General features: G+C 40.0%; 23 protein-coding genes, 1 pseudogene and 1 other annotated feature. Of the genes and pseudogenes, 13 read left to right on the top strand and 11 right to left on the bottom strand.

Going from position 1 to position 25274, the window contains the following annotated elements; translation table 11 throughout:
• Positions 1-36: 36 nt before the first annotated feature.
• Together ACTVAI_RS04775 and ACTVAI_RS04770 are read left to right on the top strand one after the other, a co-directional pair.
• A complete protein-coding gene (locus ACTVAI_RS04775) occupies positions 37-687 on the top strand; it encodes an amino acid ABC transporter permease (RefSeq protein WP_443486024.1) in 651 nt (216 codons plus the stop codon).
• Complete coding sequence (locus ACTVAI_RS04770; RefSeq protein WP_443486023.1) at positions 680-1402, top strand: amino acid ABC transporter ATP-binding protein; 723 nt, start codon at positions 680-682, stop codon at positions 1400-1402. The genes ACTVAI_RS04775 and ACTVAI_RS04770 overlap by 8 nt, the downstream gene beginning before the upstream one ends.
• Positions 1403-1461: 59 nt before the next feature.
• Here ACTVAI_RS04770 and ACTVAI_RS04765 read toward each other — a convergent pair whose 3' ends face one another.
• The gene (locus ACTVAI_RS04765) at positions 1462-2013 is read right to left on the bottom strand and encodes a TIGR01440 family protein (RefSeq protein WP_443486022.1); all 552 of its coding nucleotides are present in this window, start codon (positions 2011-2013) and stop codon (positions 1462-1464) included.
• Positions 2014-2237: 224 nt separating this feature from the next.
• Between ACTVAI_RS04765 and ACTVAI_RS04760 the strand changes: the two genes are divergently transcribed.
• Together ACTVAI_RS04760 and ACTVAI_RS04755 are read left to right on the top strand one after the other, a co-directional pair.
• Positions 2238-3623 (top strand): uracil-xanthine permease family protein, encoded by a 1386-nt coding sequence (locus ACTVAI_RS04760; protein WP_443486021.1) that lies wholly within the window; start codon positions 2238-2240, stop codon positions 3621-3623.
• Between the two features lie 260 nt (positions 3624-3883).
• Positions 3884-4360, top strand: coding sequence for a hypothetical protein (locus tag ACTVAI_RS04755; protein ID WP_443473913.1), 477 nt, complete (start codon positions 3884-3886; stop codon positions 4358-4360).
• Here ACTVAI_RS04755 and ACTVAI_RS04750 read toward each other — a convergent pair.
• Positions 4337-4777 (bottom strand): YaiI/YqxD family protein, encoded by a 441-nt coding sequence (locus tag ACTVAI_RS04750; RefSeq protein WP_443473950.1) that lies wholly within the window; start codon positions 4775-4777, stop codon positions 4337-4339. The two genes, ACTVAI_RS04755 and ACTVAI_RS04750, sit on opposite strands and share 24 nt — an antisense overlap.
• Before the next feature lie 154 nt (positions 4778-4931).
• Between ACTVAI_RS04750 and ACTVAI_RS04745 the strand changes: the two genes are divergently transcribed.
• Both ACTVAI_RS04745 and ACTVAI_RS04740 read left to right on the top strand, forming a co-directional pair.
• Entirely contained in the window at positions 4932-6098 is a 1167-nt protein-coding gene (locus tag ACTVAI_RS04745; RefSeq protein WP_443486020.1) for a hydroxymethylglutaryl-CoA synthase, read from the top strand.
• Between the two features lie 90 nt (positions 6099-6188).
• On the top strand, positions 6189-6734 hold the full coding sequence (locus ACTVAI_RS04740; protein ID WP_443473915.1) for an NADPH-dependent FMN reductase: 546 nt from the start codon (positions 6189-6191) through the stop codon (positions 6732-6734).
• A 124-nt stretch (positions 6735-6858) separates the two neighbouring features.
• On the opposite strand, the gene ACTVAI_RS04735 is transcribed toward ACTVAI_RS04740, so the two are convergent.
• The 4 genes from ACTVAI_RS04735 to ACTVAI_RS04720 form a co-directional block, all read right to left on the bottom strand.
• Positions 6859-8169, bottom strand: coding sequence for a hydroxymethylglutaryl-CoA reductase, degradative (locus tag ACTVAI_RS04735; RefSeq protein ID WP_443486019.1), 1311 nt, complete (start codon positions 8167-8169; stop codon positions 6859-6861).
• A 97-nt stretch (positions 8170-8266) separates the two neighbouring features.
• Positions 8267-9661, bottom strand: coding sequence for an L-cystine transporter (locus ACTVAI_RS04730; protein WP_443486018.1), 1395 nt, complete (start codon positions 9659-9661; stop codon positions 8267-8269).
• A 68-nt stretch (positions 9662-9729) separates the two neighbouring features.
• Positions 9730-11202: a threonine synthase gene (gene thrC, locus ACTVAI_RS04725; RefSeq protein ID WP_443486017.1), complete on the bottom strand. Its 1473-nt coding sequence runs from the start codon at positions 11200-11202 to the stop codon at positions 9730-9732.
• Between the two features lie 120 nt (positions 11203-11322).
• On the bottom strand, positions 11323-11928 hold the full coding sequence (locus ACTVAI_RS04720; RefSeq protein ID WP_443486016.1) for a 50S ribosomal protein L25: 606 nt from the start codon (positions 11926-11928) through the stop codon (positions 11323-11325).
• Positions 11929-12123: 195 nt separating this feature from the next.
• Between ACTVAI_RS04720 and ACTVAI_RS04715 the strand changes: the two genes are divergently transcribed.
• Positions 12124-13038, top strand: coding sequence for an EamA family transporter (locus tag ACTVAI_RS04715; RefSeq protein ID WP_443486015.1), 915 nt, complete (start codon positions 12124-12126; stop codon positions 13036-13038).
• A 37-nt stretch (positions 13039-13075) separates the two neighbouring features.
• Here ACTVAI_RS04715 and ACTVAI_RS04710 read toward each other — a convergent pair whose 3' ends face one another.
• The 3 genes and pseudogenes from ACTVAI_RS04710 to ACTVAI_RS04700 form a co-directional block, all read right to left on the bottom strand.
• The gene (locus ACTVAI_RS04710; protein ID WP_443473921.1) at positions 13076-14038 is read right to left on the bottom strand and encodes an aromatic acid exporter family protein; all 963 of its coding nucleotides are present in this window, start codon (positions 14036-14038) and stop codon (positions 13076-13078) included.
• A gap of 14 nt (positions 14039-14052) precedes the next feature.
• On the bottom strand, positions 14053-14949 hold the full coding sequence (locus ACTVAI_RS04705; RefSeq protein ID WP_443486126.1) for an ABC transporter ATP-binding protein: 897 nt from the start codon (positions 14947-14949) through the stop codon (positions 14053-14055).
• Between the two features lie 18 nt (positions 14950-14967).
• Positions 14968-15777: pseudogene (locus tag ACTVAI_RS04700) on the bottom strand (ATP-binding cassette domain-containing protein); the annotation flags it as partial.
• 167 nt (positions 15778-15944) lie between these two features.
• Positions 15945-16190 (top strand) — a binding site (T-box leader).
• Between the two features lie 68 nt (positions 16191-16258).
• Here ACTVAI_RS04700 and ACTVAI_RS04695 point away from each other — a divergent pair.
• Genes ACTVAI_RS04695 through ACTVAI_RS04685 form a run of 3 tightly spaced genes read left to right on the top strand, consistent with a single transcriptional unit; the run spans position 16259 to position 20991 of the window.
• Positions 16259-17680: an ABC transporter permease gene (locus tag ACTVAI_RS04695; RefSeq protein ID WP_443486014.1), complete on the top strand. Its 1422-nt coding sequence runs from the start codon at positions 16259-16261 to the stop codon at positions 17678-17680.
• A gap of 5 nt (positions 17681-17685) precedes the next feature.
• Positions 17686-19152: an ABC transporter permease gene (locus ACTVAI_RS04690; protein WP_443486013.1), complete on the top strand. Its 1467-nt coding sequence runs from the start codon at positions 17686-17688 to the stop codon at positions 19150-19152.
• A 30-nt stretch (positions 19153-19182) separates the two neighbouring features.
• Positions 19183-20991 (top strand): ABC transporter substrate-binding protein, encoded by a 1809-nt coding sequence (locus tag ACTVAI_RS04685; RefSeq protein WP_443473924.1) that lies wholly within the window; start codon positions 19183-19185, stop codon positions 20989-20991.
• 306 nt (positions 20992-21297) lie between these two features.
• On the opposite strand, the gene ACTVAI_RS04680 is transcribed toward ACTVAI_RS04685, so the two are convergent.
• Positions 21298-22038 (bottom strand): nuclease-related domain-containing protein, encoded by a 741-nt coding sequence (locus ACTVAI_RS04680; RefSeq protein WP_443486012.1) that lies wholly within the window; start codon positions 22036-22038, stop codon positions 21298-21300.
• Between the two features lie 154 nt (positions 22039-22192).
• Between ACTVAI_RS04680 and ACTVAI_RS04675 the strand changes: the two genes are divergently transcribed.
• From ACTVAI_RS04675 to ACTVAI_RS04665, 3 genes are all read left to right on the top strand, one after another.
• Entirely contained in the window at positions 22193-22852 is a 660-nt protein-coding gene (locus ACTVAI_RS04675) for a deoxynucleoside kinase (protein ID WP_443473926.1), read from the top strand.
• A gap of 125 nt (positions 22853-22977) precedes the next feature.
• The gene (locus ACTVAI_RS04670; RefSeq protein WP_443486011.1) at positions 22978-23235 is read left to right on the top strand and encodes a YkvA family protein; all 258 of its coding nucleotides are present in this window, start codon (positions 22978-22980) and stop codon (positions 23233-23235) included.
• An 83-nt stretch (positions 23236-23318) separates the two neighbouring features.
• Positions 23319-24116: a Cof-type HAD-IIB family hydrolase gene (locus tag ACTVAI_RS04665; RefSeq protein ID WP_443486010.1), complete on the top strand. Its 798-nt coding sequence runs from the start codon at positions 23319-23321 to the stop codon at positions 24114-24116.
• 493 nt (positions 24117-24609) lie between these two features.
• On the opposite strand, the gene ACTVAI_RS04660 is transcribed toward ACTVAI_RS04665, so the two are convergent.
• Positions 24610-25185 carry an NADPH-dependent F420 reductase gene (locus ACTVAI_RS04660; protein ID WP_443486009.1) on the bottom strand — a complete coding sequence of 192 codons (576 nt, stop codon included), beginning with the start codon at positions 25183-25185 and terminating at the stop codon, positions 24610-24612.
• Positions 25186-25274 lie beyond the last annotated feature (89 nt).

Raw genomic sequence — 25274 nt, 5'->3', positions numbered from 1 at the left:
TTTAAATTTTTTTTGAGAAGGAGCTATGAACGGATTATGTCTATTGAATTTTTACAAACATACATGCCATTGTATTTCCAGGGTGCTGGTTATACGATTGCATTATCATTTTTCTCGGTTATTTTAGGGGTTTTGCTTGGGACCGGTTTGGCTTTAGCGAAAATGTCTCCTAAAAAAATACTAAGTAAATTGGCAAATGGCTATATTCAAGTGATACGTGGAACACCTTTGATGGTGCAATTATTCATTATTTACTACGGACTCTATACCTTAAATATTGATTTACCTGACTTCGCGTCTGGCGTCATTACGATTTCATTAAACTCAGCGGCTTATATTGCTGAAATTATCCGTGCCGGTATTCAGGCCGTTGATAAAGGACAAATGGAAGCAGCGCGTTCCATAGGAATGAATCAAAACTTGGCCATGAGTAAAATTATCTACCCGCAAGCACTAAAAAATATATTACCTGCCTTGGGTAATGAATTTATTACATTGATGAAAGAATCATCCATCGTTTCCGTTATCGGCATGCAGGACTTGATGTTCAAATCGAAAGTGGTGGCGGGTGCAACTTTCATGCCGTTTACCCCATACTTAATTGCAGCTGTATTCTATTTTGTATTGACAAGCATCTTTACAAAACTACTGGAAATCTATGAAAGAAGGTTAAAACAAAGTGATTAAGACTGTTAACTTAAAGAAGTCGTTTGGCGATAAAGAAGTTTTAAAAGGAATAAATGAAGAAATTAAAGAGGGCGAAGTAGTTGTAATTATTGGACCTTCTGGATCTGGAAAGAGTACGTTACTAAGATGTCTGAATTTGCTTGAAACGCCTACTTCGGGAGATGTCGTTTTTGAGGAAACCATTATCAATCAGCCGAAAGTAAACATTGATGCCATTCGTACCAAAATGGGAATGGTATTCCAAAGCTTTAATTTGTTTCCCCATCTAACGGTTTTGGAGAATATTACGATTGGGCCCAGAGAAATTAACAAAAAAAGTGCCGCTGAAGCGAAAGAAATCGCAATGGAATTGTTGGAAAGTATGGGCTTGGCGGATAAGGCAACTGTTTATCCTAAGTCTCTTTCAGGTGGACAGCAACAACGTATTGCGATTGCGCGTGCTTTGGCAATGCAACCGAGCATGATGTTGTTTGATGAACCAACATCAGCGTTGGATCCAGAAATGGTTGGGGAAGTGTTGCAAGTCATGAAGAAATTAGCAAACAACGGTATGACCATGATTGTGGTTACGCATGAAATGGGATTTGCCCGTGAAGTAGGGGACCGGGTTATTTTTATGGATGACGGTATGGTTGTCGAAAAAGGAACTCCCGAAGAAATTTTTGATCATCCACAAAACGAACGGACACAAAACTTCTTGTCGAAAGTATTATAGAATATTTCAAATAAAAGAACCCCCAAATGATCACTCCGTGATTCATTTGGGGGTTCTTTTTAGCTTAATTTTTCATTGTAATGTGCACGTTCGCCACCGATTGATTTTGGACGCGTGCGGGCAGCGGAAAGAATAGCGCCACCAATGTTTTTTATAGATAAGCGAAAGGGTACGACTACAGGTACCATATGCATACCGATAAATGTTTGGCCGATATCAAGGCCTGCTTTCGCTTCAACTTCTTCAACTAAAACAGCATTTTCCATACCATAATAAGCTGCTGTAGCAAAGCTCCCCCCTGCATGTAGATGGGGAACGGCATTAACTACTGGATAACGGTATTCTTTCGCCATGGATCTTTCAATGACTAATGAACGGTTTAAATGCTCACAACATTGGGCTGCAAGATGCAGTTGATGCTCACGCAATACCTTTTGGACTGTCTCAAAAATGACTTTTCCGGTTTCTTCGCTGGATGCAGTACCGATTTTGGCACTATTTACCTCGCTGGAAGAACATCCCACTACGACGATATCTCCTTCTTCAAGTTTCGCCACCGCAAGCAATTCGCGTAAAGCTGTTTCCACTTGAAGCCTAATTTCTTCTAACATCTTTTATTCCTCCATTCCTCATAACCATTATCTTACAAAAACTCCTATTTGTCATTGTTCAGAATATGAAACCCCTATTATGAGGGAACTCTAATAAAAAACAATCAATGTTCGTTTTTAGCCTATTTACATTTCTGTTAGGAGTGTCTATAATAACCATATTCTTAATAATAACAAATGAATAAAATTTAAAATATAAAATTGTTCGTATTTAGGAGGATAACATGGAAACGAAATTGACAAAACCAACTGTCATGCTTAATAAGAAAGCAACAGTTGAAAACACAGAAAACACAGATTTAATTTATGGGGTGGACGATAGTCCCGATTTCTTGACGACAACAGTTCTAGGCTTTCAAAACGTTATTACTTCATTCGGTGGACTAGTAGCAGTACCTTTGGTTATTGCTGGAATGGCAGGATTTGGTATTGCCGATACAGCCTATCTTGTAAGTGCGGCGTTATTAGTTTCCGGTATTGTATCAATTATTCAATCAAAAGGGATTGGACCTAAAGCTTTCCGCGTAGGAGCTGGTTTGCCTACGATCATGGGTACCGACTTTGCTTTTGTCGGGCCTGCAGCTTCTGTTATCGCAACGGGCGGTATCGCAGCCTATTTTGGCGGGACGATGTTGGCCTCTCTCCTGGAACTGGGTATGAGCTATTTCATTAAACCATTGATGAAATTTTTCCCACCTGTTGTAACAGGATCCGTTATCACTTTGATGGGGATGACGTTGATGGCAGTAGCGATGGAGTGGGCAGCAGGCGGTGTTGGCTCTGCAACATACGGTGCACCAATGAACCTTGCAATTACAGCTATTGTTTTCTTGATTATCGTTTTGATCAATCACTATGCAGGTAAAAAATTCGCACCGCTAGCTGTATTGTTAGGGGCAGCTATTGGTTACATCATTTGTATTCCGCTAGGGATGGTTGATTTCCAACAAGTCAGTGATGCAAGTTGGTTCGCATTGCCACAGATTTTCAAATATGGTATTTCATTCAAATTAGAATACGCATTGCCTTTCTTGACAGGCTATCTTGTAACAATTATTGAAACAGTTGGAGTTATGCAAACGCTTGGTCAAGTAACTAAGACAGAATTAAAAGATGAAGATATCGCTGCAGGTGTTCGTGCCGATGCAGTGGGTTCATGGATCGGACCTGTCTTTGGTTCAGGCCCAACAGCAACTTTCAGCCAAAATGCTGGCTTGATTCCAATGACAAAAAATGCTTCTCGTAAAGTTGCGATTGCAGCTGGTTTTATCATGATTTTAATGAGCTTGTTCCCTAAATTTGCAACGTTGGTTTCAATCATGCCAATGCCTGTTTTAGGTGGAGCTGGATTACTGATGTTTGGTAACGTTGCAGCAGCAGGGATTCAATCACTATCTCGTGTCAAATTTGATAATCGTAATATGCTGATTTGTGCAGGGGCAATTGCTGTTGGACTAGGTGTCTCCTTCCGACCAGAAGTAACGGCCGGGTTACCAGGTTTCTTGAGTGGTCTATTCTCATCGGGGATTTCTGCTGGGACAATCGTAGCTTTGCTATTGAATATTATCCTGAAAGAAAAAGAAGTAGAAGTTGCAGAAACTGCAGCTTAATCTAAAGAGGAGTGGGACAAAAGGCGTTTAGCCCCGAATCACTGGAGCGAATAAGCGCAAGATGGTCGCAGGCCATCTGAGCATTATTCGTGAAGTGGCGTCGGGGCTGCCTTTTGTCGCACGTTTAGAATACAGATATTCGTATACAGGAAGGAGGGTGAGACAAAAGTCTCACCCTCTTTTTGTCGCATACTTTTAAAAGGAAGTTTTCTTCCATATATGGTATTCTTTTCCTACGAAAGCTGAAAGAAGGAATAGTCATGTTATATAGATTTGAAAATGGTAAAGAAGCACAATTAATAATTGATACTGAAATTAACGTAGCAAAATCCAACGTTTGGCAATTACTGGCTACTACAGAAGGTCTTATCCAGTGGTTTCCAGAAATGCAGGCGGAAAATTTACCAGAGGATGGGAAACTATCCTTTGTACAAGGCGATTTTTACGAAGAAATGCCGCTTCTGGAGTATGTAGAAGAAGCCATTCTCAGTTATGAATGGGCTACAGGACGGGTAAGTTTTAATCTCAAGGAAGTAGACCCGGACAAAACAATCGTTCATTTCCAAGAATTTCTTCCTTATAATTTTGAAAACTTGGCGCAAGATTTGGCCGGATGGACCATGAAAATGGAACGCTTAAAGGCTGTCTCAGAAGCTGAAACCTATGATTTTAATCAGGAATTGTTCGCAGAACGCAAAAAAGAATTTGAGGCATTATTGAGCAAGCGTATGAATTAATAGTGACCTGAATTTTTGTGCGTCTTCCTGAGTAAAAGGTTTTGGGCCTTTTGTACGCTTCCCGCTTTTTCGTATTTGTGCACTTAAATAGCGAGATTCCAGTAAACCAACAATATTATTTTTATCGAATTGGAACCCTTTATGATGAAGGACGATAGCTTTTTTACCTAATGCTAAGGAAGCCAGTCCGTAATCCTGGGTAATTAAGATATCATCTTTATTAAGAAGCTGCATGATTCGATAATCTGCAGCTTCTTTTGCAGAATCGACGTAAACTGTTTCAACGTGTGAAGGATTCACTTTATTGGAAAAGTGGGCATAACTCGCTACCAGAACAACAATCAAATCGCGTTTTCCAGCTTCTTCTATAACGATATCTTTCACCGGACTTGCGTCACTATCGATAACAATTTTAATAATAATCATTCCTTTCGTATCCATTATTTTAACATGGATAACAAAATCTAAAATAGCAAACATTGAAAATTGTATAAATATCGGTAAAGTTGCTTGTTTTATACTCCAAAACACTTTAACATGATAATAAATACTTATAGAAAGAGGAAAATGTATGAATATCGGTATAGATAAAATAGGATTTTATGCACCCCCTTATTATGTAGACATGGTTGAATTAGCAAATGAGCGTGGTGATGATCCAGGCAAATACACAGTTGGAATCGGTCAGGAACAGATGGCTGTTACACCTCTGAGCCAAGATATCGTATCGATGGCAGTGAATGCAGCATTACAAGTTATCAATGATACGGATCGGAATAAAATTGATTTGGTTATTGTTGGAACAGAGAGTGGCTTTGATGCGTCTAAATCAGCGGCTGTTTATGTGCACGAATTATTGGGAATTCAACCACATGCCCGTTCTTTTGAAATCAAGCAAGCCTGCTACGGCGCAACTGCTGGACTACAGATGGCAAAAGATTATGTAACACTTCACCCAGATCGTGCAGCCCTGGTCATTGGCTCTGATGTTGCGCGCTATGGTTTGGCGACTGGTGGAGAAGTTACCCAAGGTGGTGGGGCTATTGCAATGTTTATCACTGCAAACCCACGTATTTTAACATTGGAAGCTGATGCTACTTTCTATTCCCGCGATATTATGGATTTCTGGCGTCCGAGTTATTCAGAATATGCAATGGTGGATGGACAGTATTCAAATGAACAATACGTTGCCTTCTTCGCTGAAGTCTGGAAAGCTTATAAAGAGAAAACCGGTCGTACGCTATCGGAATTTGAAGCACTGTGTTTTCACTTGCCTTATACAAAGATGGGTAAAAAAGCATTGAGCCAGGTATTAACAGAAACTGATGATGAAAAGCAACAAGCGTTAATGAATCACTATCAAGCAAGTACAGTGCTAAACCGCAACGTCGGAAATATTTATACAGGTTCCTTGTACCTAAGCTTACTTTCGCTTTTGACAGCAAGTGAAGCATTAGAAGCTGGGGATCGGATTGGTTTGTTTAGTTATGGTTCAGGTGCGGTTGGGGAATTTTTTAGTGGTACTTTAGTAGATGGTTATCTAAAAAATTTACCAACAACTAAAATCAAAGAATTATTTGCAAACCGCAAACAAATATCAGTATCCCAATACGAGGATATTTTTTCTAAAGTGCTACCGCAAGACGGCAGTGAATTAACAATACCAGCTGAAGAAGATGCTTCACCAGTTCGTTTAGTAGCTGTGAAAGAGCATAAACGTTTTTACGGTATTGGCTAATCGCAAATCATCATGCTTGTTATTTCTAATTCGAAATGTTAATGTTATAGATGTAAGGCAATATTACGACATTAGAAAGGGAGTTTTTTGATGACTAAATATGGTGTAGTAGTTGGATCAATTCGTGAAAATTCTTTCTCAAAAACATTAGCAAATGGTATTGTGGCAGGACTACCTGAGGATGCAGAGGTAACGTATCTCGAAATTGATAATTTACCACTTTATAATCAAGATTATGATGCTGATTCTCCAGAAGTCTATACGAAATTCCGTGAATCAGTGGCTGCACAAGATGCAATCATTTTTGCAACTCCAGAACATAATCGTAGTATTCCCGCAGCCTTGAAAAACGCCCTGGATGTTGCATCTCGTCCGTGGGGACAAAATGTATGGGCTGGCAAACCAGCTTTGGTTGCTTCGCAATCAATATCCGGTCTAGCAGCATCTTTGGCAAACCATGCGTTACGCCAAGCATTGACTTTCCTGGATATGCCAACACTTCAACAACCAGAAGTTTATATAGGTAATGCTGGCGAATTGTTAGGGGAAAGCGGTGAAGTTGCTAACGAAGACACAGCTGCATTCTTGAAAGAAGTTGCAGAAACGTTCGCTGAATTTGCAAAAAAATTCCAATAAACTAATTAAAAGAAGGAGGGTGAGACAAAAGTCTCACCCTCCTTCCTGTATACGAATATCTGTATTCTAAACGTGCGACAAAAGGCAGCCCCGAACCACTTTTTGTCACACTCCCTTTCTTTTGTTAAAGGGTTCGACTGTTCCGGTGTTTTTCCAGAATCTCTTGTGCGGTTGCCAAATTCATATTTTTTACTTGTTTCAATTGTTCAGAGACAATGGCGATTTCTTCGCCGATCGCCCCAGCGCTGATTGCAAGCGAACGGGAATGGAGCCCCATATGTCCGCGTTGAATGCCTTCAGTGACTAGTGCCCGCATGGCAGAAAAGTTTTGTGCCAAACCAGCTGAGACAATGATCGATTCCAGTGTTTCTGCATCCGGATGTCCCATTAATTCGTGCGCCATTTTTGCTCCTGGGTGGAATGAAATGGATCCTCCGACCGTTCCTATTGGCAGAGGTAGGGTAAGCTCACCCACTAAATCGCCATTATCACCTTTTGTCCACTTGGATAAACTACGATACTGGCCACTTCGAGCAGCATAAGCATGCGCACCCGCTTCAATGGCACGCCAATCATTCCCCGTCGCCAACACCACAGCGTCGATTCCGTTCATAATCCCTTTATTGTGTGTCACTGCCCGATAAGGGTCGACTGTTGCCGCTTGAGAAGCCAATATGATGCGATCTCGAACTTCTTCGCCACTCCAGTTTCCCTTTGCCAATGCATCAGCAGGAATGCGGCAAGTCGCGGTTGCCAAGCATTCAGTCGCATAATTGGAAAGGATTCCCATTAAGGCCTTCCCACCCGATAATTCTTCAACCAAAGGAATGATTGCTTCCATCATCGTGTTAATAATATTGGCACCCATCGCCTCCAATGTTTCAATATAAAGATGTAGGATTAAGAATTCAGGGGAGCCTGATGCTACGTCCGCTTCAATATGTCTCACGCCAATCGCATCCGCGCCGCCCCCACGTTTGACAATGGAAGGGTGGGCTTGGTTAGCGGTCTGAATAATTTCGATTTCCTCGTCTTCCAACACCGCAATCGCTTTTTGACAATCAGGAATTTCCGTTAAGATAACTTGCCCGATCATCGTTCGGGGAGTAACGGCTGTTTGAAAGCCCCCATGAGCAGCAAATAGCTTCGCCGCAGAGCTTGCCGCTGCTAAAACAGAAGGCTCTTCGACGGCCATGGGAACAACGTATGCAACATCATCAACTAAAAAATTTAATGCAAGTCCAAAAGGTAGTTGGTATGTTGCAAGTTGGTTTTCGATCATGCTGTCGGCGATTTCCGGAGCTAAAGCCAAATCATCATTGAAAGCAGCCGCTTTTTCTTCGTCCAGGAACCCTGATTGAATTAAAGCTTCCAAGCGTCCCTTTTTATTTTTTTGATAAAATTTCTCTAGGTAACGGATATCTTTTTCTCTCATCATCATTCTCCTCAGTTATAAGTCACTATCATCATACCAGAATTTATATATGCAATAAACAAACAAAAAGCCAGCCGCAAGGACTGGCTTAAATCTATTATAGACTTTCTCTTTCCACTGTCGCTTCGGGATTCATTAAGATAGAGCTATCGTAATCTCCGATTACATTGGACGATACAATACCCGCAACCATAGAATCGTTCACATTTATCATTGTCCGCATCATATCGATAATAGGTTCAACCGAAATAACCAAACCTACAATCGCAATCGGTAAGTTTAATGTACTCAAGACAATAAGCGCAGCGAACGTTGCACCACCACCGACACCCGCTACACCGAAAGAACTGATTGTGACTACAAGCATTAAAGTTAGAATAAAACCGATACTTGTCACATCAATGCCTACTGTCGGAGCTACGATGGTTGCTAACATAGCGGGGTAAACACCCGCACAGCCATTTTGACCAATTGAAACGCCAAAACTAGCCGAGAAGTTTGCTGAAGCATCATCGACGCCCATGGCTTCCGTTTGCGTTTTAATATTAAGGGGTAATGCCCCCGCGCTGGATCGTGCCGTAAAAGCAAAACTCAAAACTGGAAAGGCCTTTTTGAAATAAGCTATTGGACTCACTTTTTGACTTATCAAAATAGCGGAATGAACAAGCAGAACGACAATGAGGGCGGCATAAGAAGCAAGGACAAAAATACCCAAATTGATAATCGCCTGGAAACTTGAGGTCGCCATCATCCGAGTGGTTAACGCCAGGATACCAAAGGGAGTTAGTCGCAACACCAATGTTACAATACGCATAACGATAGCGTGTAAAGCGTCCAAACCTTTTCTAAAAGTAGCGGCATGTTCAGGTTCTTTACGTTTAATCCCCATATACGCTAAACCTGTAAACGAGGAAATAATCACCACAGCTATCGTGGATGTGTCTCGTAAGCCAGCGAAATCTTCAAAAATATTGGTTGGAATAAACGATAGAATTTGTCCTGGAATGGTTAATCCTTCAACTTGTGTTTGGCGTTCAGCCAAAGCCTCAATCCTAGCAGCTTCTGCCGCCCCTTGAGTAAATTGCGCACCGTCCAGATTAAAAATCAGGACAAAAGCCCAACCGATGAATGCGGCAACAGCTGTCGTAGCCAGTAAAGTAAACAATACCGAGCCACTGATTTTACCGAGATTTTTTGTTTGTTCAATTTTAGTAAAGGCACCGACAATTGATACAAAAATCAACGGCATTATTAACATCCGTAATAAACTTACGTAGCCTGAACCAACGATATTGATCCAATCAATGAAAGTGGTTGTCGTTTGACTGTCGGAACCGAAAATAAGCTGCACGATTGTTCCAAAAACAAGACCGATAATCAGGGCAGTAAAAACACGGGTCGTGAATTTTACATGCTTGGCAGCCATGCGATAAAGAATGAATAGTAGAACAGAAAAAATAAGCAACAAGGCCAACAAAATAAAAATATCCATATCAATTCCTCCTTGGGTTTCTAAGCCCATTATAGAGGAATAAATATGGATATTCGAATATTCAGACTTTAGAGCCCGAGTTCATTAATTACCGCTTGCTTCATGGCTTGCACTGGCACAACGGTATGATGCAGAATTTCCCCATGAAGCGCTTCTTGGATTGCAGGGGGGAATGGCTGCTTGGCACATTCATGCAATTTGTTTAATGCGGATTCCAAGTTGGTGATGTTGAATTCTGGATCCAAAGCTTTTAGAACCGCTTCTGGGAATTTATAAGGACTGGCAGTGGATGCAATCACCATTGGTTTGTCATCCTGAAACTGATCAGCTACATAAGCGGCAACTGCAGTATGTGGATCAATCGTATAACCTGATTCCTCATAAACAGCCTTAATTTGTGTTTGTACATTTTCTTCAGTAGCAAAGCCCGCTTTAAAATCAGTTGCTTTACTCATCATCTCAGCAGTCACTTGATACTGTCCTTCTGTAGATAAAGAAGTCATGTATTCCTTTATCAAACCTGCGTCCTCATTTGTAAGGTGGTATAACAACCGTTCCAAATTGCTGGAAACCAATATATCCATGGAAGGGGAAGTGGTAAGAATAAAATCACGATTACGATCATATGAGCCAGATTTGAAGAAATCGGTTAAGACATTATTTTCATTTGACGCCACAATCAAATTCGCAATAGGTAATCCCATCTGTTTTGCATAGTAACCCGCTAAAATATTCCCAAAGTTACCAGTCGGGACACAAACATTCATTTCTTCCCCAACTTTAAGTTTACCGGATTTCAGCAACTGAGCATAAGCATGCACATAGTAAACGATTTGTGGGACTAGGCGCCCAATGTTGATGGAATTCGCCGAAGAAAATTGCAGGTTATGATCTGCCAAGTCAGAGCGAAGCCCTTGGTCAGCGAACAAGGCCTTAACCTGGCTTTGAGCATCGTCAAAGTTCCCTTCGATGGCTATAACAGAAACATTTCCCCCTGTTTGAGTCAGCATTTGGCGTTCCTGGAACTCGCTGACACCGTTTTTAGGATAAAAAACGATAATTCTTGTCCCGGGAACATCCTCGAATCCGACCAAAGCTGCTTTTCCTGTATCACCACTCGTGGCGGTCAATATAACTATTTCTTTGTCGTTATTATTCTTTTTGGCAGCTATTGTCATGAATTTAGGTAGAATAGACAGCGCAACATCTTTAAAAGCAATCGTCGGCCCGTGGAAAAGTTCCAAATATTGTTTATTGCCTACTTCGACAAGCGGCGTGATAACATCCGATGTAAATTTTTCACGATAAACGGTGATGCATTCTTTTAGTTCAGTTTCAGTAAAATCACTGAGGAAAGCTTTTAAAACTACTAAGGCAATTTCTTCGTAAGACTTTTCAGCTAATTCGTTTAGATTTGAAGACAGTTTAGGGATGTAAGCTGGAACATACAATCCGCCATCTGGTGCAATTCCAGTTAATATAGCTTGTGAAGCGGTAGCTGTTAGGCGTTTGTCGCGTGTACTGTGATAAGTTAATGCCATAATTGATACTCCTTTTTCAAATGAGGATTTTCTAATAAAAGTATGACACAATCATGTCTAAAACTCAATGAATTTTGGACATAATAAAAAAGCCTCGAAAAATCTCGAGGCTTTTTGACATTATTCTTCTTTTTCACCAATTACTTCTGGTTCTGCTGCTTCAGCGTCTCCTTCAGCTGTTTCTTCTTCAACACGCGGTGCTGAAACAACCACTACTGTTTCCTCTGGTTCAGCCAATACAGTAACGTTTTTTGGAACCAATAGTTCAGATACATGAACTGTATCTCCAATAACCAATTCACTTACGTCCACCGTGATTTCTGATGGAATGTTGGCTGGGTCAGTTTCCACTTCAACCTCGTTCAAGGTTTGGGTTACGACACCTTCCTTAACATCATCAAGACCTTCCAGAATGATGGTAACTGGAACAGTAACTTTTTGACCTTTTTTAAGTGCATTTAATTCCACGTTATAAATTTCTGGTTTTAGAGCAGAGTGATCAACGTGTTTGATCAATACTTGTCTTTCCTTTCCATCTAATTCAATGTTGAAAACAGCGTTACGTCCAAGTTGGCGCAACACATCATCGAATTCCTTGCGGTCAATCAAGACAGGAGTAGTTTCCACGTCTGTTCCATAAATGATAGCAGGTACTTTATTGTCGTTTCTAGCTTGTTTAGAAGCAGACGTACCTAGTCTTTCTCTTTTTTGAGCTTTTAGTTTCATAAATATTTCCCTCCATAACGCGCTATTAATTTAATGCGCATAATATACAAATAGTGTAACACCTATTTTAAAAAATAGCCAATGATATGCTTAAAACGCTTGCATATATAAAATGAAATTTATGGTTGTCCTTTAGGGCCTACCTTTAGTATACTCATACAGTATTAAAAATAAAATTCAAAGGAGTTGATAGGAATGTGGTGGTTCATTCCCGCTATAGTTGCCACTGTTGCATGGGGGACAGCTGATTTATTTTATAAGAAAGGTGCCGATCCAGCTGATAAATACAGTTACCTAAAAACGGTTATCATGGTCGGTCTAGTTATGGGACTGCATGCCGTCTATGTACTCCTGGTTGAGGGTATTCAATACGATCCAAGTTATTTAATTAAATACTTACCGGTCTCATTCTTTTATATTGTTTCCATGGCAGTTGGTTATGCCGGATTGCGCTTTTTGGAATTATCCATTTCATCACCTGTGCAAAATTCGTCTGGTGCCATTGCCGGATTGTTGACGTTTATTTTCCTTGGACAAACAATGACAGGTATCCAGTTTTGGGCAGTAGCCTTGATCACGGTAGGCGTTATTTTGTTGGGTGTTTTCGAACATCAATTGGCTGAACAGGAAAGATTGGAAAATAAAGAAGTGGTTGATCGCAAATATAAATATGGTGCTTTGGCATTAATATTCCCGCTATTATATGCACTTTTGGATTCACTAGGAACTTTCGCCGATGCTTGGTTCTTTGATTTTTATGCACCAGTGGATGACGGTACATTGGAAATGCAAGCCAACTTATCTTATGAATTTACCTGGCTGTTGGTTGCTGTTATTGCTTTTGTATATGTCGTGATAATCAAGAAACAGTCATTTAAATTCAAAGATCAAAAAGATCGTGGTTTGGCGGCTGTATTCGAAACACTCGGTCAATTCTTCTATGTGTATGCCATTAGCTCAAATGCAGTGGTTGTAGCACCCATGATTTCTGCGTATTCTGTGGTCTCAGTAATATTGTCCCGCATTTTCTTGAAAGAAAAATTAACAACCAAGCAATACCTGGCTATTACGGCAATTATCATTGGAATTATCTTTTTAAGTATTGAATAATAAAAATAGAGAGTAGCGCCATTTCAGACGCTGCTCTCTATTTTTTTGTATTCAATCCGTATTCATCATAAAATGATTTTTTTATCTGAATAAAGCGGGTAAAGTCATTTAAGATTTGAAATAGCAAAGCACGATTCTCAAACTCTGACCGTGATTGTGGCAATTCACTATTGCGAAATTCTTCTAGTAATAATCTGATATCTTCCAGTAAGTATTCACCGGTATTAAATTCGTGTAACTGGTCAGCGGTCAAATACAAGAGACCGGACAATATTTTTCCTTCTTTAACCGGTATTGTACAGAGGGAGATATTTTGCTGGATATAACGTAATACACGATTTTGATTTTTGCGCATCTCGAAATAATTCAGATAGTAATGGGATTCTTTCCACGGACGATTTTCAGACTCTGCTAACACCAAATCTGAAGCTTGATCCAACATAGTTTCCAAATCATCTAGTTCTGTGGGGGTCATTGTACTGTTACGCAGTAAAGCATCCGACATGTCGACTAAAATATCTTTCATTTTTTTATCAGAAGCATTCATCAATGCTAAAATGTTTCCCTCATTCGACGGCATGTACAAGTTTACTAAAATGGCGATACCTGCTCCAATCAACATCAAAAATAATTCGTTGCTGATCCAACTCCAAGCGACACTTTCTTCCAGCAAGAGATGGGTAACTAAAACTGAACAGGGGGCAACACCAGACTCGACGCCCAATTTATACGCAAGTGGAACGTAAACTAAAAGGTAAATAGCAAATACATGTGTTTCGAATCCCAGGAAATGAAATAAAACTCCTGCCGTTCCCAGTGCTAAAACAGTTGAAATAACACGCTGTATAGCTGTTAGCCAAGAAGATTTATTTGTATCCAGGACACTCAAAATCGCGATGATTCCAGCAGAGACAGAATAAGATAATCCCACAAAATTTGCCACCAAAATGGCAATAAAAGCCGCGAGGCTAATTTTAATAGTTCGTAACGTCAGAGACATTTAACCGCTCCTTTTTAGCAATATACCCAGTGATGTGGGGAAACTTCCTTGAAAGACTCCCCTTGATATTCTTTCAGTTCGCTTTCAACCTTAACCACAGCTTCGCGGTTCGCTTCATAAGTTGGGTCAGGAATGGGGATTGCTGATAATAACTTTTTGGTATAGGGGTGAACCGGATTAGCGAATAATTCTTCAGCGTCAGCAAGCTCTACAATTTTACCGTTGTACATCACTGCCACGCGATCGGAAATTTGTTTAACCATTGCCAAATCATGGGCAATGAATAGATAGGTCAAACCAAGTTTTTCTTGTAGTTTTTCCAATAATTCAACGATTTGTGCTTGAATGGAAGCATCCAGGGCAGACAGAGGTTCGTCCAAAACAATAAATGTTGGATCTACAGCTAAAGCCCGCGCAATTCCAATCCGTTGACGTTGGCCACCGGAAAACTCATGCGGATAACGTTCCGCAAAAGAGGCATTTAATCCAACTAACTCCAACAATGCAAGGATACGATTTTTACGCTCCTCTTTTGTTTTTGCCAGACCATGAATATCAAGTGCCTCACCAATGATGTCCTGGATTTTCATCCGGGGATTCAGGGAAGCATAAGGATCCTGGAAAATCATTTGCATGTGTTTGCGCATGGCTTTTAGTTCGTTAGATTTAAGGTGGTTAATGTTAAACCCTTCAAAGATAGTCTCGCCAGAATCAGGTTCATGTAAACGCAAGATAGTTCGGCCCGTTGTTGATTTTCCAGAACCAGATTCACCCACTAAACCGAGTGTCTCACCGCGAAAAATAGTGAAATCCAAATGGTCGACGGCAGTGACTTGCTGATTGCGTCCGTAAGGGAAAGCTTTCGTTAGTTGGCTGATTTCCAAAATTGGTTCGCGTTTGCCAGCGTGGATTTCTGCCAATTTTTTACGTTGCTGTACTGATTTTTCTTTATGCAGGTTTGGAATAGCAGCCAATAATTTTTTTGTGTACGTGTTTTGCGGGTTTCGAAAAACGGAAAGAGTTGAGCCTTTTTCGACTACTTTACCATCCTTCATCACGACGACATTATCACACATATTCGCTACTACGCCAAAATCGTGCGTAATTAAAATGATGGCCATTCCATATCTTTTTTGTAAATCTTTTAATAATTGTAATATTTGGGCTTGGATTGTTACATCCAGAGCAGTAGTCGGTTCGTCAGCGATAATCAGGGATGGATTACATGCTAAAGCCATGGCAATCATCATCCGCTGACGCATGCCACCTGAAAATTCATGAGCGTATTGTGTATAACGATAGTCAACGTTATTGATACCGACATCTGCCATGATTTCTTTAGCCCGTTTTTCTGCGTCTTTAGCACTCAATTTCTCATGAAAACGTAAAGATTCCGTGATTTGTTTACCCATGGTCATGGTTGGGTTCAAGGAAGTCATCGGGTCCTGAAAAATCATCCCGATGTCATTGCCTCGGATACGTTGCATTTCTTTCTCTGAATAATTCATTAATTCTTTCCCCATGTACACGATGCTGGATTCAGGGTGTAAATGGGCATTTGGTGCCAGAAGTTGCATGATTGAGCGGGCTGTCACACTTTTCCCACTGCCGGATTCGCCCACAAGTCCAATTGTTTCACCGGCTGCAACGTCAAAAGAGACATCAGAGACGACTTTCTGGACTGTGGAACCCGTTGTGAAGGAAACGGATAAATTATTTACGGATAATATATTGGTCATGATTTTTTCCTTTCTTGGTTATCTGTTTAGCTTATCAAAAAATAGCACGACTTTGAAAAAAATGAAAGTCTTTATTATTATTGGACTGAAAAAAAGTAAGTTAAAATGCTTGACGAAAAAAAACCCCTCTGATATATTATTCATTACAGATTTGAATATTTTAATATTGAATGACTATGAAAAGAAAAGTACAAGTGGCGTAATAGCAAAGCGAGTCCCGTTTGGTGTGAGGGGAACTAGGACAATATTTGGAAGTGCATCTTGGAGTCGTATGGGTGAGTGTTTATCAGCCCATAACGGGTTTGCCCGTTATAGCAAAGCAGTATCCTTTTTTAGTGTACTGATTGAGAATGATACCCCATCTGCAGGGTGTCTCGTTAAGGTGGAACCGCAAATTTATTTTTGCCCTTAAATAGCCAGGCTTGTTTAGCCAGTTATTTGAGGGCATTTTTTATTTTTATGGAAAAGGGAGGAAACGATTGTGGCAGAAGATGCTCGTTTATTAAAATCCATTCACTATTATTATGAGCGGGCCTACCGTAAAAAAAGTTGGCGGTTTGGATTAATATTTTTTGGGATTTTATTTCATATTGTTGTCGCGGCTAAGCATTTTTTAGGGGGCAAACGCGTTAATGAACCCGATTGGCAAGCGGAATTCTTAAAAAATGGTCAAGCAGAGGCACTAAGAACCAAGCTTGAAAAGCAAGAAGAAAATAAAAATAGCTATTTAAATATCCAAAAATCAGCTGCACAGGTGAAGGCTGATGTGGAAAAGATTTTCCAACTGGAATCCGGCAAAGAAATTACCCGGATGAAAGAGACTTATTACACTGAAAAAAATATAAACCCACAAAGTTATCTGAAGACAACGCTTGATATACTTGATTCGTGGCCAGGGTTTATCTTATCCTTGATTTTGGGATGGCCGATGTATTTCTATCTGTTGGTGGTTTCCTCGCCAACCTTAAACTATATCGTGAATCGTTTGGTGATGATGTTATTTGTTATCGTTGGCGTAACGGTGATTGTCTTCACACTGTTGTATTTTTCGCCATCAGACCCGGCAGTAAATATTCTGGGTGATCAGGCGACCCAAGAGCAGTACGAAGCTTTCCGCCAACTTCATGGTTTGAATGATCCCTACTTGGTTCAGTTAGGCAGGACCATCAAAGGTATTTTCACTTTTGACTTAGGCAATGCCTACCAAGGAAACGAGCAAGTGGTATCCACCATTATGCGACGCTTCCCGGTTACCTTGCAATTAACACTCATGGCTTTGACATTGTCATTATCCATTGCTTTACCAGCCGGCATTTATGCGGCAGTCAAAGCAAACTCAACCTTCGATAATTTGTTCATGTTGGTTGCTTTGATCGGTATTTCAATCCCGAGTTTCTGGCAAGGCTTGATTTTTATTTTGAACTTTTCGATTAACCTCGGTTGGTTACCCGCTACATATAGTACAAGCAACACTTGGTCGCTTTTGATGCCGGCCGTTGTTCTGGGGACCGGCTTGATGGCATCGGTAGCACGGATGACACGTTCATCCACGCTGGAAGTCATCAATGAAGACTATATATTAACCGCGCGTGCCAAAGGATTATCGCATACGCGTGTCATTCTGCGCCACGCTGTTCCAAATGCCTTGATTCCGATCGTAACGGTTGTAGGTCTGCAATTCGGGGGCATGTTGGGTGGATCCTCTGTAACGGAAAAAGTGTTTAACATTAACGGAATCGGAAGTTACATTGTTGATAAGCAATTTATTCCGGATATTCCGAGTGTGATGGGTGGCGTCATTTATATCGCCATCATCTTGTCAGTCGTAAATATGTTCATCGATGTTTTGTATAGTTTCCTGGATCCACGTATTCGTTCCCGAATCCAGAAAGGTAGGGGGTGATAACCATGATGAAAAGTTATCGCGGCAGACAGATGTTACGTTATTTTCAATTTAACAGCGGTTTGAGTTGGGGAATGACGGTTTTATTTCTGATATTGAGTGTTGATTTAAATCCTTTTACCTTAAAGGTGCCGCTGTTTATTTTAGGGATGGTCCATGCTGCCTTAAGTGTAATTCATTCCCTGATGTTAGGTAGAATCAAACAGACGCGTATTGATGCGGACAACCAACCTCTGGCTTTCAAAATAATGACTATCGTTTTGGTGGTAGGGCTATTCGCTGGAAATATCTTCACTTATTTATCAGGCATGGTCGCTTTGAAGAAAAATCCGAATGTCGGTTTTCTTTATTCCATATATATGGTTTTGGTTGATGTGATGCTCATTGCCCTCACGGCCCTGAATTTATTCAAACCCTTTGTTTCCAATACTTTTTTACCGACTTTATACCTATTGCTTGCAATATTGCTATTCCACATTTTAATCGTGGTGATGGGGCAAAAGTGGTATGGTTGGAATAGGAATGTGAAAATTGCTGTGTTGGGTTTGCTAGGGCTCACCGCTTTGGTTGGAAATGTAATGGCCATTTTAGTGGCTGTTTCGATGTATAAAACCAATCAAGATTTAGCAGGTGAGAGAAGGCAAACGAGCGTCCGGGAGAAACTGACCCGTAACCAGGCTGCATTACTGGGATTAACATTCATCACTTTCTTGATTTCGATTGCTCTGACCAGTAACTATTCCTTCAGCGAATCGTTCGCCGTTCAAAATAACTACGGTAATATTTTGCAACCCCCGTCATTGGCTTATCCATTTGGAACAGACAATTACGGTCGCGATGTTTTCTCACGAATCATCTTTGGTTCACAAATATCTTTATCGGTTGGCTTGTTATCAACGCTCTTACCGTTTTTCGTTGGTGGGACGTTAGGTGCTATTTCTGGATTTTATGGAAATACGACCGATAATGTGATTATGCGCTTGCTGGATGTTTTATACGCAATTCCAGGTATGCTATTGGCAATTACGATTGTGGCATCTTTTGGTGCTTCCACAACGAACTTGATTATCGCTTTAAGTCTAGGATCAATTCCATCATACGCACGGACGATGCGCGCCAACGTGATGCAAGTGGCCAACTATGAATACGTAGAGGCAGCGCGGGCATTGGGACAAGATAACAAGACTTTGATTTTGAAACATATCATCCCTAATGCAATGGCGCCGATGATTGTCCGTTCCACATTGACAATCGGTACGGCGGTTATTTCAACAAGTAGTTTGAGCTACCTGGGCTTGGGTGTTGAAGCCCACGTACCGGAATGGGGAAATATCCTCAGAATCGGTAGTCAATATTTAGAAACCAACCCATACCTGGCTATTTATCCAGGGTTGGCGATTATTTTATTAGTTTTATCATTCAACTTTTTGGGTGACGGATTGCGTGATGCGACCGATCCGAAATTAAATTAAAGAAAAAATATAATTGGAGGTTTACATATAATGAAGAAAAAATTATTACCGTTCTTGGCTACATCCGCTGCACTGGTATTGGCTGCTTGCTCCGTGCAAACAGAAAATGATGCCAATACAGGGTCAAATGCTGAATCGAATGTTTCGCAAACCACAGAGAAAACAACCATTGAAATTTTGGGTTCGAGTGCAAACGAAACGGACATGAATATCGTTCGTGACCAATTAATGAAAAATGGTTTTGACGTAAAATTAAACACACAACCGGACTACGCAAGCTTCTCGGCTCAAAAAGAAGCTGGTAACTATGACCTAGCCATTTCAAGCTGGACGACTGTTACAGGTAACCCAGACTACGCAGTGCGTTCATTGTTCATCACTGATGGTGATTACAGTATCATGTCTGATCCAGAAGTGGATGCTTTAATCAATCAAGCTGCTGTAGAAACACCGGAAGAATACCAAGCAACCTATAAAGAGTTGGAAGATGTTTTGGTTACTGAAAAAGCATATATTGCACCACTTTACACATCCTTAAAAGCACAGGCTTATAACAAAGAAGTATTAAACGGTGACTCTATCCGTCTTTCGAAATCACGTGCATTCGCTTGGGAACCTGTTTCTTTCGTGGATGAAGCGAAAAATGAAACAGACACATTGATGCTGACACAAACAATGGGCGATCTTACTTCCCTAGATCCAATCAAAGGAAATGACGGTTCCATCAACCAATTAAATACAAACATGTATGTGCGTTTGGTTAACTTGACTGACGACGACAAAGTCGTTTCTGATGGTTCACTTTCATATAATCACGTTATCGCTGAAGGTAATTCTGAATTTTATTTCGTATTACGTGATGATATCAACTTTGCGGCTGTTGAAAATGGAGAAGCGGTTGATACTGGTTTGATGGTAAGTGGTGAAGATGTTATTTTCTCATTGGAACGCGCTAAAGATGCAAACTCTGTTCCAGATCACCGTACTTATTCTCTGCACGAACATATCGATACGGTAGAATTAGTATCTGATGTTACTGAATTGGAAGACGTTCAGTTATCTGATGGTTCAGGAAATGTTTTGGATGCATTGGAAGAAGGATTGGATGCGCCGATCTCTGATACAGTTGAAGCGGCAGAAGAAGTTAACAATGATGAAGGTTCATATCAAGTTGTTAAATTAACGACAACTGAGGCTTTCCCGCAAGTACTGAACTACTTGGCCCACCAATCAGCTGGTATTGTTTCAAAACAACAAGTTGAAAGTGTCAACACTTACGATATTGCGTCGTTCGACCCGGCAACTGATATTGCATATGGTGACCAACGTGCAGTTATCAATGGCGATAATCACTTGTATACAAGCGGCCCTTACATCATGACTTCAAAAGACGATTACGAAGCAACTTTCCAAGCAAACCCTGGCTACCGCCCAGAAACAGAAGAAACTGCTCAAATCAAAAACGTTACCGTTCGTTTCATAGCAGATGCTGACAGTGCTTTGTCCGCTCTACGTGCAGGCGAAATCCACTTGCTATATGGATTGAACGAAACTAAATATGAAATCGTTGAAGAAGATGAGTCTCTAGCATTGCAAAGCATGCCAAGTAACGGTGTAGCTTACATGCTGTTCAACACATCTGGACGAGAAGTTTCCGAAAGCGAAAACTTGCGTAAAGCAGTATTGTTCTCAATTAACCAAGAAGAAATCAACTCTGCTTACGACGGTAAAAAACTACCAGCATACTCAACAGTTTCTCCATTAGTGGATACTGGAAATGAGTTAGTGGCTGATCCAGCTAAAGTAGAAGAATTCTACGAAGCTTATCTAGCAGAATAACCTGAATTTAAAATGACTTAGTCGGTTTTTAAGCTGACTAAGTCATTTTTAATTTAAACAAAGTGACTTACTACCAAAAATGATGGAGCAATTCACTTTAAATAATTTTAAAGTGACTTACTGAAGAAAATTGCGATGTTAGTCATTTTAAATCCTTGATTATATGTAATAGGCTCCTCTTTTTTTATTGATAACCTTAAAATTTTCCTTCAAGACCCTGGAACAGTGTTGTTGGCTGACCGATGCCCCACAAAAACCCTGTAAAATCTTACTTGTTAATTTTATATCGGGAAACAATCTACAAAGCTATTCGGCTGCGTTTTGGATGGCGAGTGAGACTTTTTCTGAAGCCAAGCAATCGGAACAACTGTATTTTTTAGAATTGACAATTAAATCAAGAGACCCACATTGGACACAACGAAGACCTTTCTTTAAATCATGATATTCATAATCAGGAATGTTTTTCCTGAATACTTCAGGTTTCAAAGCCAACTTTTGGATAACCTCAGCGGCATCAATAATTTCTGTTGTTGGCTTGGGGAATTGTTTTATATATTCAATGTGCTCAGGAATCTGTGTAGGTAATATAAGAGCTTTCCCTCGTGGAGCGTTGAACAGTGTGAATTCTGAATGAACAAAAACAACAGCTGCTTTAACAGGTATGTGGCCAAAGCCCATTTCTTTCAATAGCTGTTTAAAATTATGCTTAGTTCTGGTTAATTGAATCAGGGGATTTGGGATTTCAAGTTTTTCACTTCTAGAAAAATATTCTTCATTGTATTCCCATTCAAAGCTATAATTCTTAACTTCGTAAATGAAGATGAATCCAGCAACACATACTAAATGGTCGACTTGGAACCTTTGACCGTTTTTTGGTTCAAGATATAAATCTGAAAGGGTAAAAAAACCTGACAATAAGGTTTGATAATTAATTTCTCCTAAATATCCTTTCATATTGATGGAAAGCTGTTTTTGTAGTTCAGTATTTGTTGCCATCCTCGCCGCCAATGATTCCAACAGCAACAATGTTTCTGATTTCTTCATCATATTTACCAACACCTCCTACATATATAAGCAAAAAATGCTTAAAAGCTTTTTTTAAAATAAAATATTATTGTGGCTACATATTGTGGTAGGTTTTATGGTATGATGCAACATGTTGTAATTCCTTGATGAATTAAGACAAAAAGGAAGGGATATGATGAGTGTGTTAGTTTTAGCGGGGATGATTGGTGCAGGAAAATCTACCTATACAAAAATGATTTCTAACAAGTTGGGAACGCAAGCTTTCTACGAAAGTGTTGACTACAATCCCATCCTTGATAAATTTTATGATGATCCAAAAAAATGGGCATTCAGCCTACAAATTTACTTCTTAAATGCACGTTTTAGAAGTATTAAAGATGCATTGGTGGACGATAACAACGTGTTGGATCGCTCCATTTATGAAGATGCATTATTCACCCATGTAAACCACCTGCAAGGTAACATTTCTATAGAAGAAATGGATATCTATAACGATTTGCTAGAAAATATGATGGAAGAACTACAAGGAATTCCGAAAAAAGCTCCGGACTTATTAATTTATTTAGATGGACCCTTTGAAATGATTTTGGAACGTATCCAAGAGCGTGGACGCGATTTCGAACAAATCAAGGACAATCCAGATTTATTAGCCTATTATCGTTTGTTGTTTGATAATTATGAGGCGTGGTTTGAAAATTATAATCACAGTGCGAAAATTAAAATAAGCATTGCTGATTACGATATTCTGAACTCCCAAGAGGACGCAGAGCGCGTGATGGAAGTAATCCAAAACGCCCTGATAGAAGCACGTTCTGAGTACGCGGTTAAAATTTAGTTTAATGCCTGATTCGATTGCCAAATCGAATCAGGCATTTTTCATCCTTAAGACTGATTTATCGAAAAACAATTTCTACTATAATGACTATGCATCAAAGAATTGAACGGAAAGGAAGATGCCTGATGCAAATGAGAGCGAAAAAGACACGTACCCCTGTTACCAAAGTGAAATCACTCGTCACTTCCTTGTTCGACACGAAAGTAAAACGACGCAGGAAATTGATGGTTCTGGGGATTATCCTCTATATAGTGAGTCCTGTTGACTTTATTCCGGATGTCATTCCAATGGCGGGATACGCGGATGATGTGCTCATCCCTATTCTATTGATGATTGCAGAAAAATTAATGTCTAGCGAAGATAACGAAGAACATGCAAAATAACTGCATGTTCTTTTTTTTTGTAAAAATGGTTATTTGGGCAGTTAATTGTTAAAATAGAAGCATCATAATTGAGAGGTGCATGTATGGCAATTAAACTGATCGCAGTGGATATGGATGGAACATTCTTGAATTCAGAGAAAACGTATGACCGTCCGCGTTTTGAAAAATTATTGGATCGCATGGATGAAAAAGGGATTCGATTTGTATGTGCAAGTGGAAATCAATTGCCTAAGCTCCAATACTATTTTAAAAATCTAGAAGACCGGATAACTTTTGTAGCAGAAAACGGTGCCTATGTCGTTCATGGTGATGAGGTTCTGCTTTCGGCAGTAATGGAAGAAGAAATGGTCCAAAAAGGAATTAGTGCGCTCCAATCATATAGTAATGTCCCATTTCTTTTGTGTGGGGTAAGAGGGAGTTATTTGCCTAAAGGAGCAGATCAAAAATACGCTGATATCTTCAAGGAGTATTATTTAAACATAGAAGAAGTGAAGGATTTACATGAAATTGAAGATGAAATCTTGAGTTTTACCACCGTATTCCAGGTTACCGAAGTACCGGACGTCCTGGAATATTTAGAAGAAAAAATAGGCGGTCACTTATCTGTTGTGGGTAGTGGTTTTGGATTTGTGGATATTCTTTTACCTGATATCAATAAAGGCCTGGGCATGAAAATGTTGCAAGAGAAATGGGGCATTACTGTGGATGAGTGTGCCGCCTTCGGAGACAGCCCCAACGATATTGAGATGCTTAAACAAGTCACTCACAGTTATGCTGTGGGAAATGCGGAGCCCTCTGTTAAAGCGGTGGCTACATATGAGATAGGGGACAATGACTCAACAAGTTTGTTGGACACTATTGAAGCCTTGTTGGCAGAATAAACAAAAACCAGCCCATTATGGCTGGTTTTTGTTTGGTTGACAAATTTAATTTTTGATGATAACGTGTATAAGTTAATTGATTGTCGTTAAAGACCTCCAATTGAATCAAACGTTTAAAATGGAGGTAGTAAATTGCAAGTTATATATTGAAATTGATATTAAAGAAAGGAAAGAAATCTTATTATAGCAAAAATAAAAAATGCCAATGATCCAATCTATGATTCAGCAGCATCCTATATTGGCGCTGCTACGCGTGCTTTGACAGAAGCCCATGCTGAACCGGCAAGGGTCAAGATATACCATAATGGGAGTATTTATTTAGACCTTCCTTTAACAAAAGGTAGGTTAGTCTGTCCTGTTCAAGTCAACACTGGGCTATGGCAAGTAGAAATATGGGGCAATTATAAGGAAGAATCTAATAAGTGTTTATTAACTTCTGAACCAATTCATCAAAAATAAACTGAGTAAGGCTAGGTGCCTTGCTCAGTTTATTTTATTTGTATAAGTGGAATCCTTGTGACCAGCTGATTTTTTCTGCAGCCGCTAGCGAGATGTTAAGGAAGCCGACTGCCTCCAGTTCACGAGCACGTTTTAATTTGCCGGCATCCAGGATATCTAAGCCTGAACCCTCTACTGCATCGATTAATTTTTCTTTGGCGGATTCACTATCGCCTGCTACCAGTACTCTCGGTTTAACGTTATCGCCCACGGTCTTATTTGCTAATACAGCCGCAAACGTGGTATTAAAAGCTTTCAATAGATGAGAATCAGGCAGTTCTTTTGCGATTTCAGCTGTGGCTGAACTATCTGCAGGCACAACTAAATCATCAAACGTATTAAAGTCCAAAGGGTTAGTGATGTCTACAATGATTTTTCCTGTTAACTCTGCTTTGTATTTTTTGATGATATCTTTTACAGAAGGGTAAGGTACTGCAAAAACAACAATATCTCCAAGCGGTTTCACTTCATCCTCACGCCCAATAAATTCTACCGAATTACCAGCGTCTTCAAACCGAGCTTTCAAAGCGGAACCCATATTTCCACTACCAAATATACTGATTTTGGACATCTTCAACCATTCCTTTCTCTTTATTGTAAACGCAACCAATACAATTGAAGTATAGGATTAGTCGATAAAAAAGTCAAAAATTACAAACT

The sequence above is a fragment of the Jeotgalibaca sp. A127 genome, from assembly GCF_052266745.1.
Lineage (GTDB): Bacteria > Bacillota > Bacilli > Lactobacillales > Aerococcaceae > Jeotgalibaca.
Note: the sequence above shows the minus strand (reverse complement) of the source record. Positions and strands in the feature narration are given on the sequence as shown.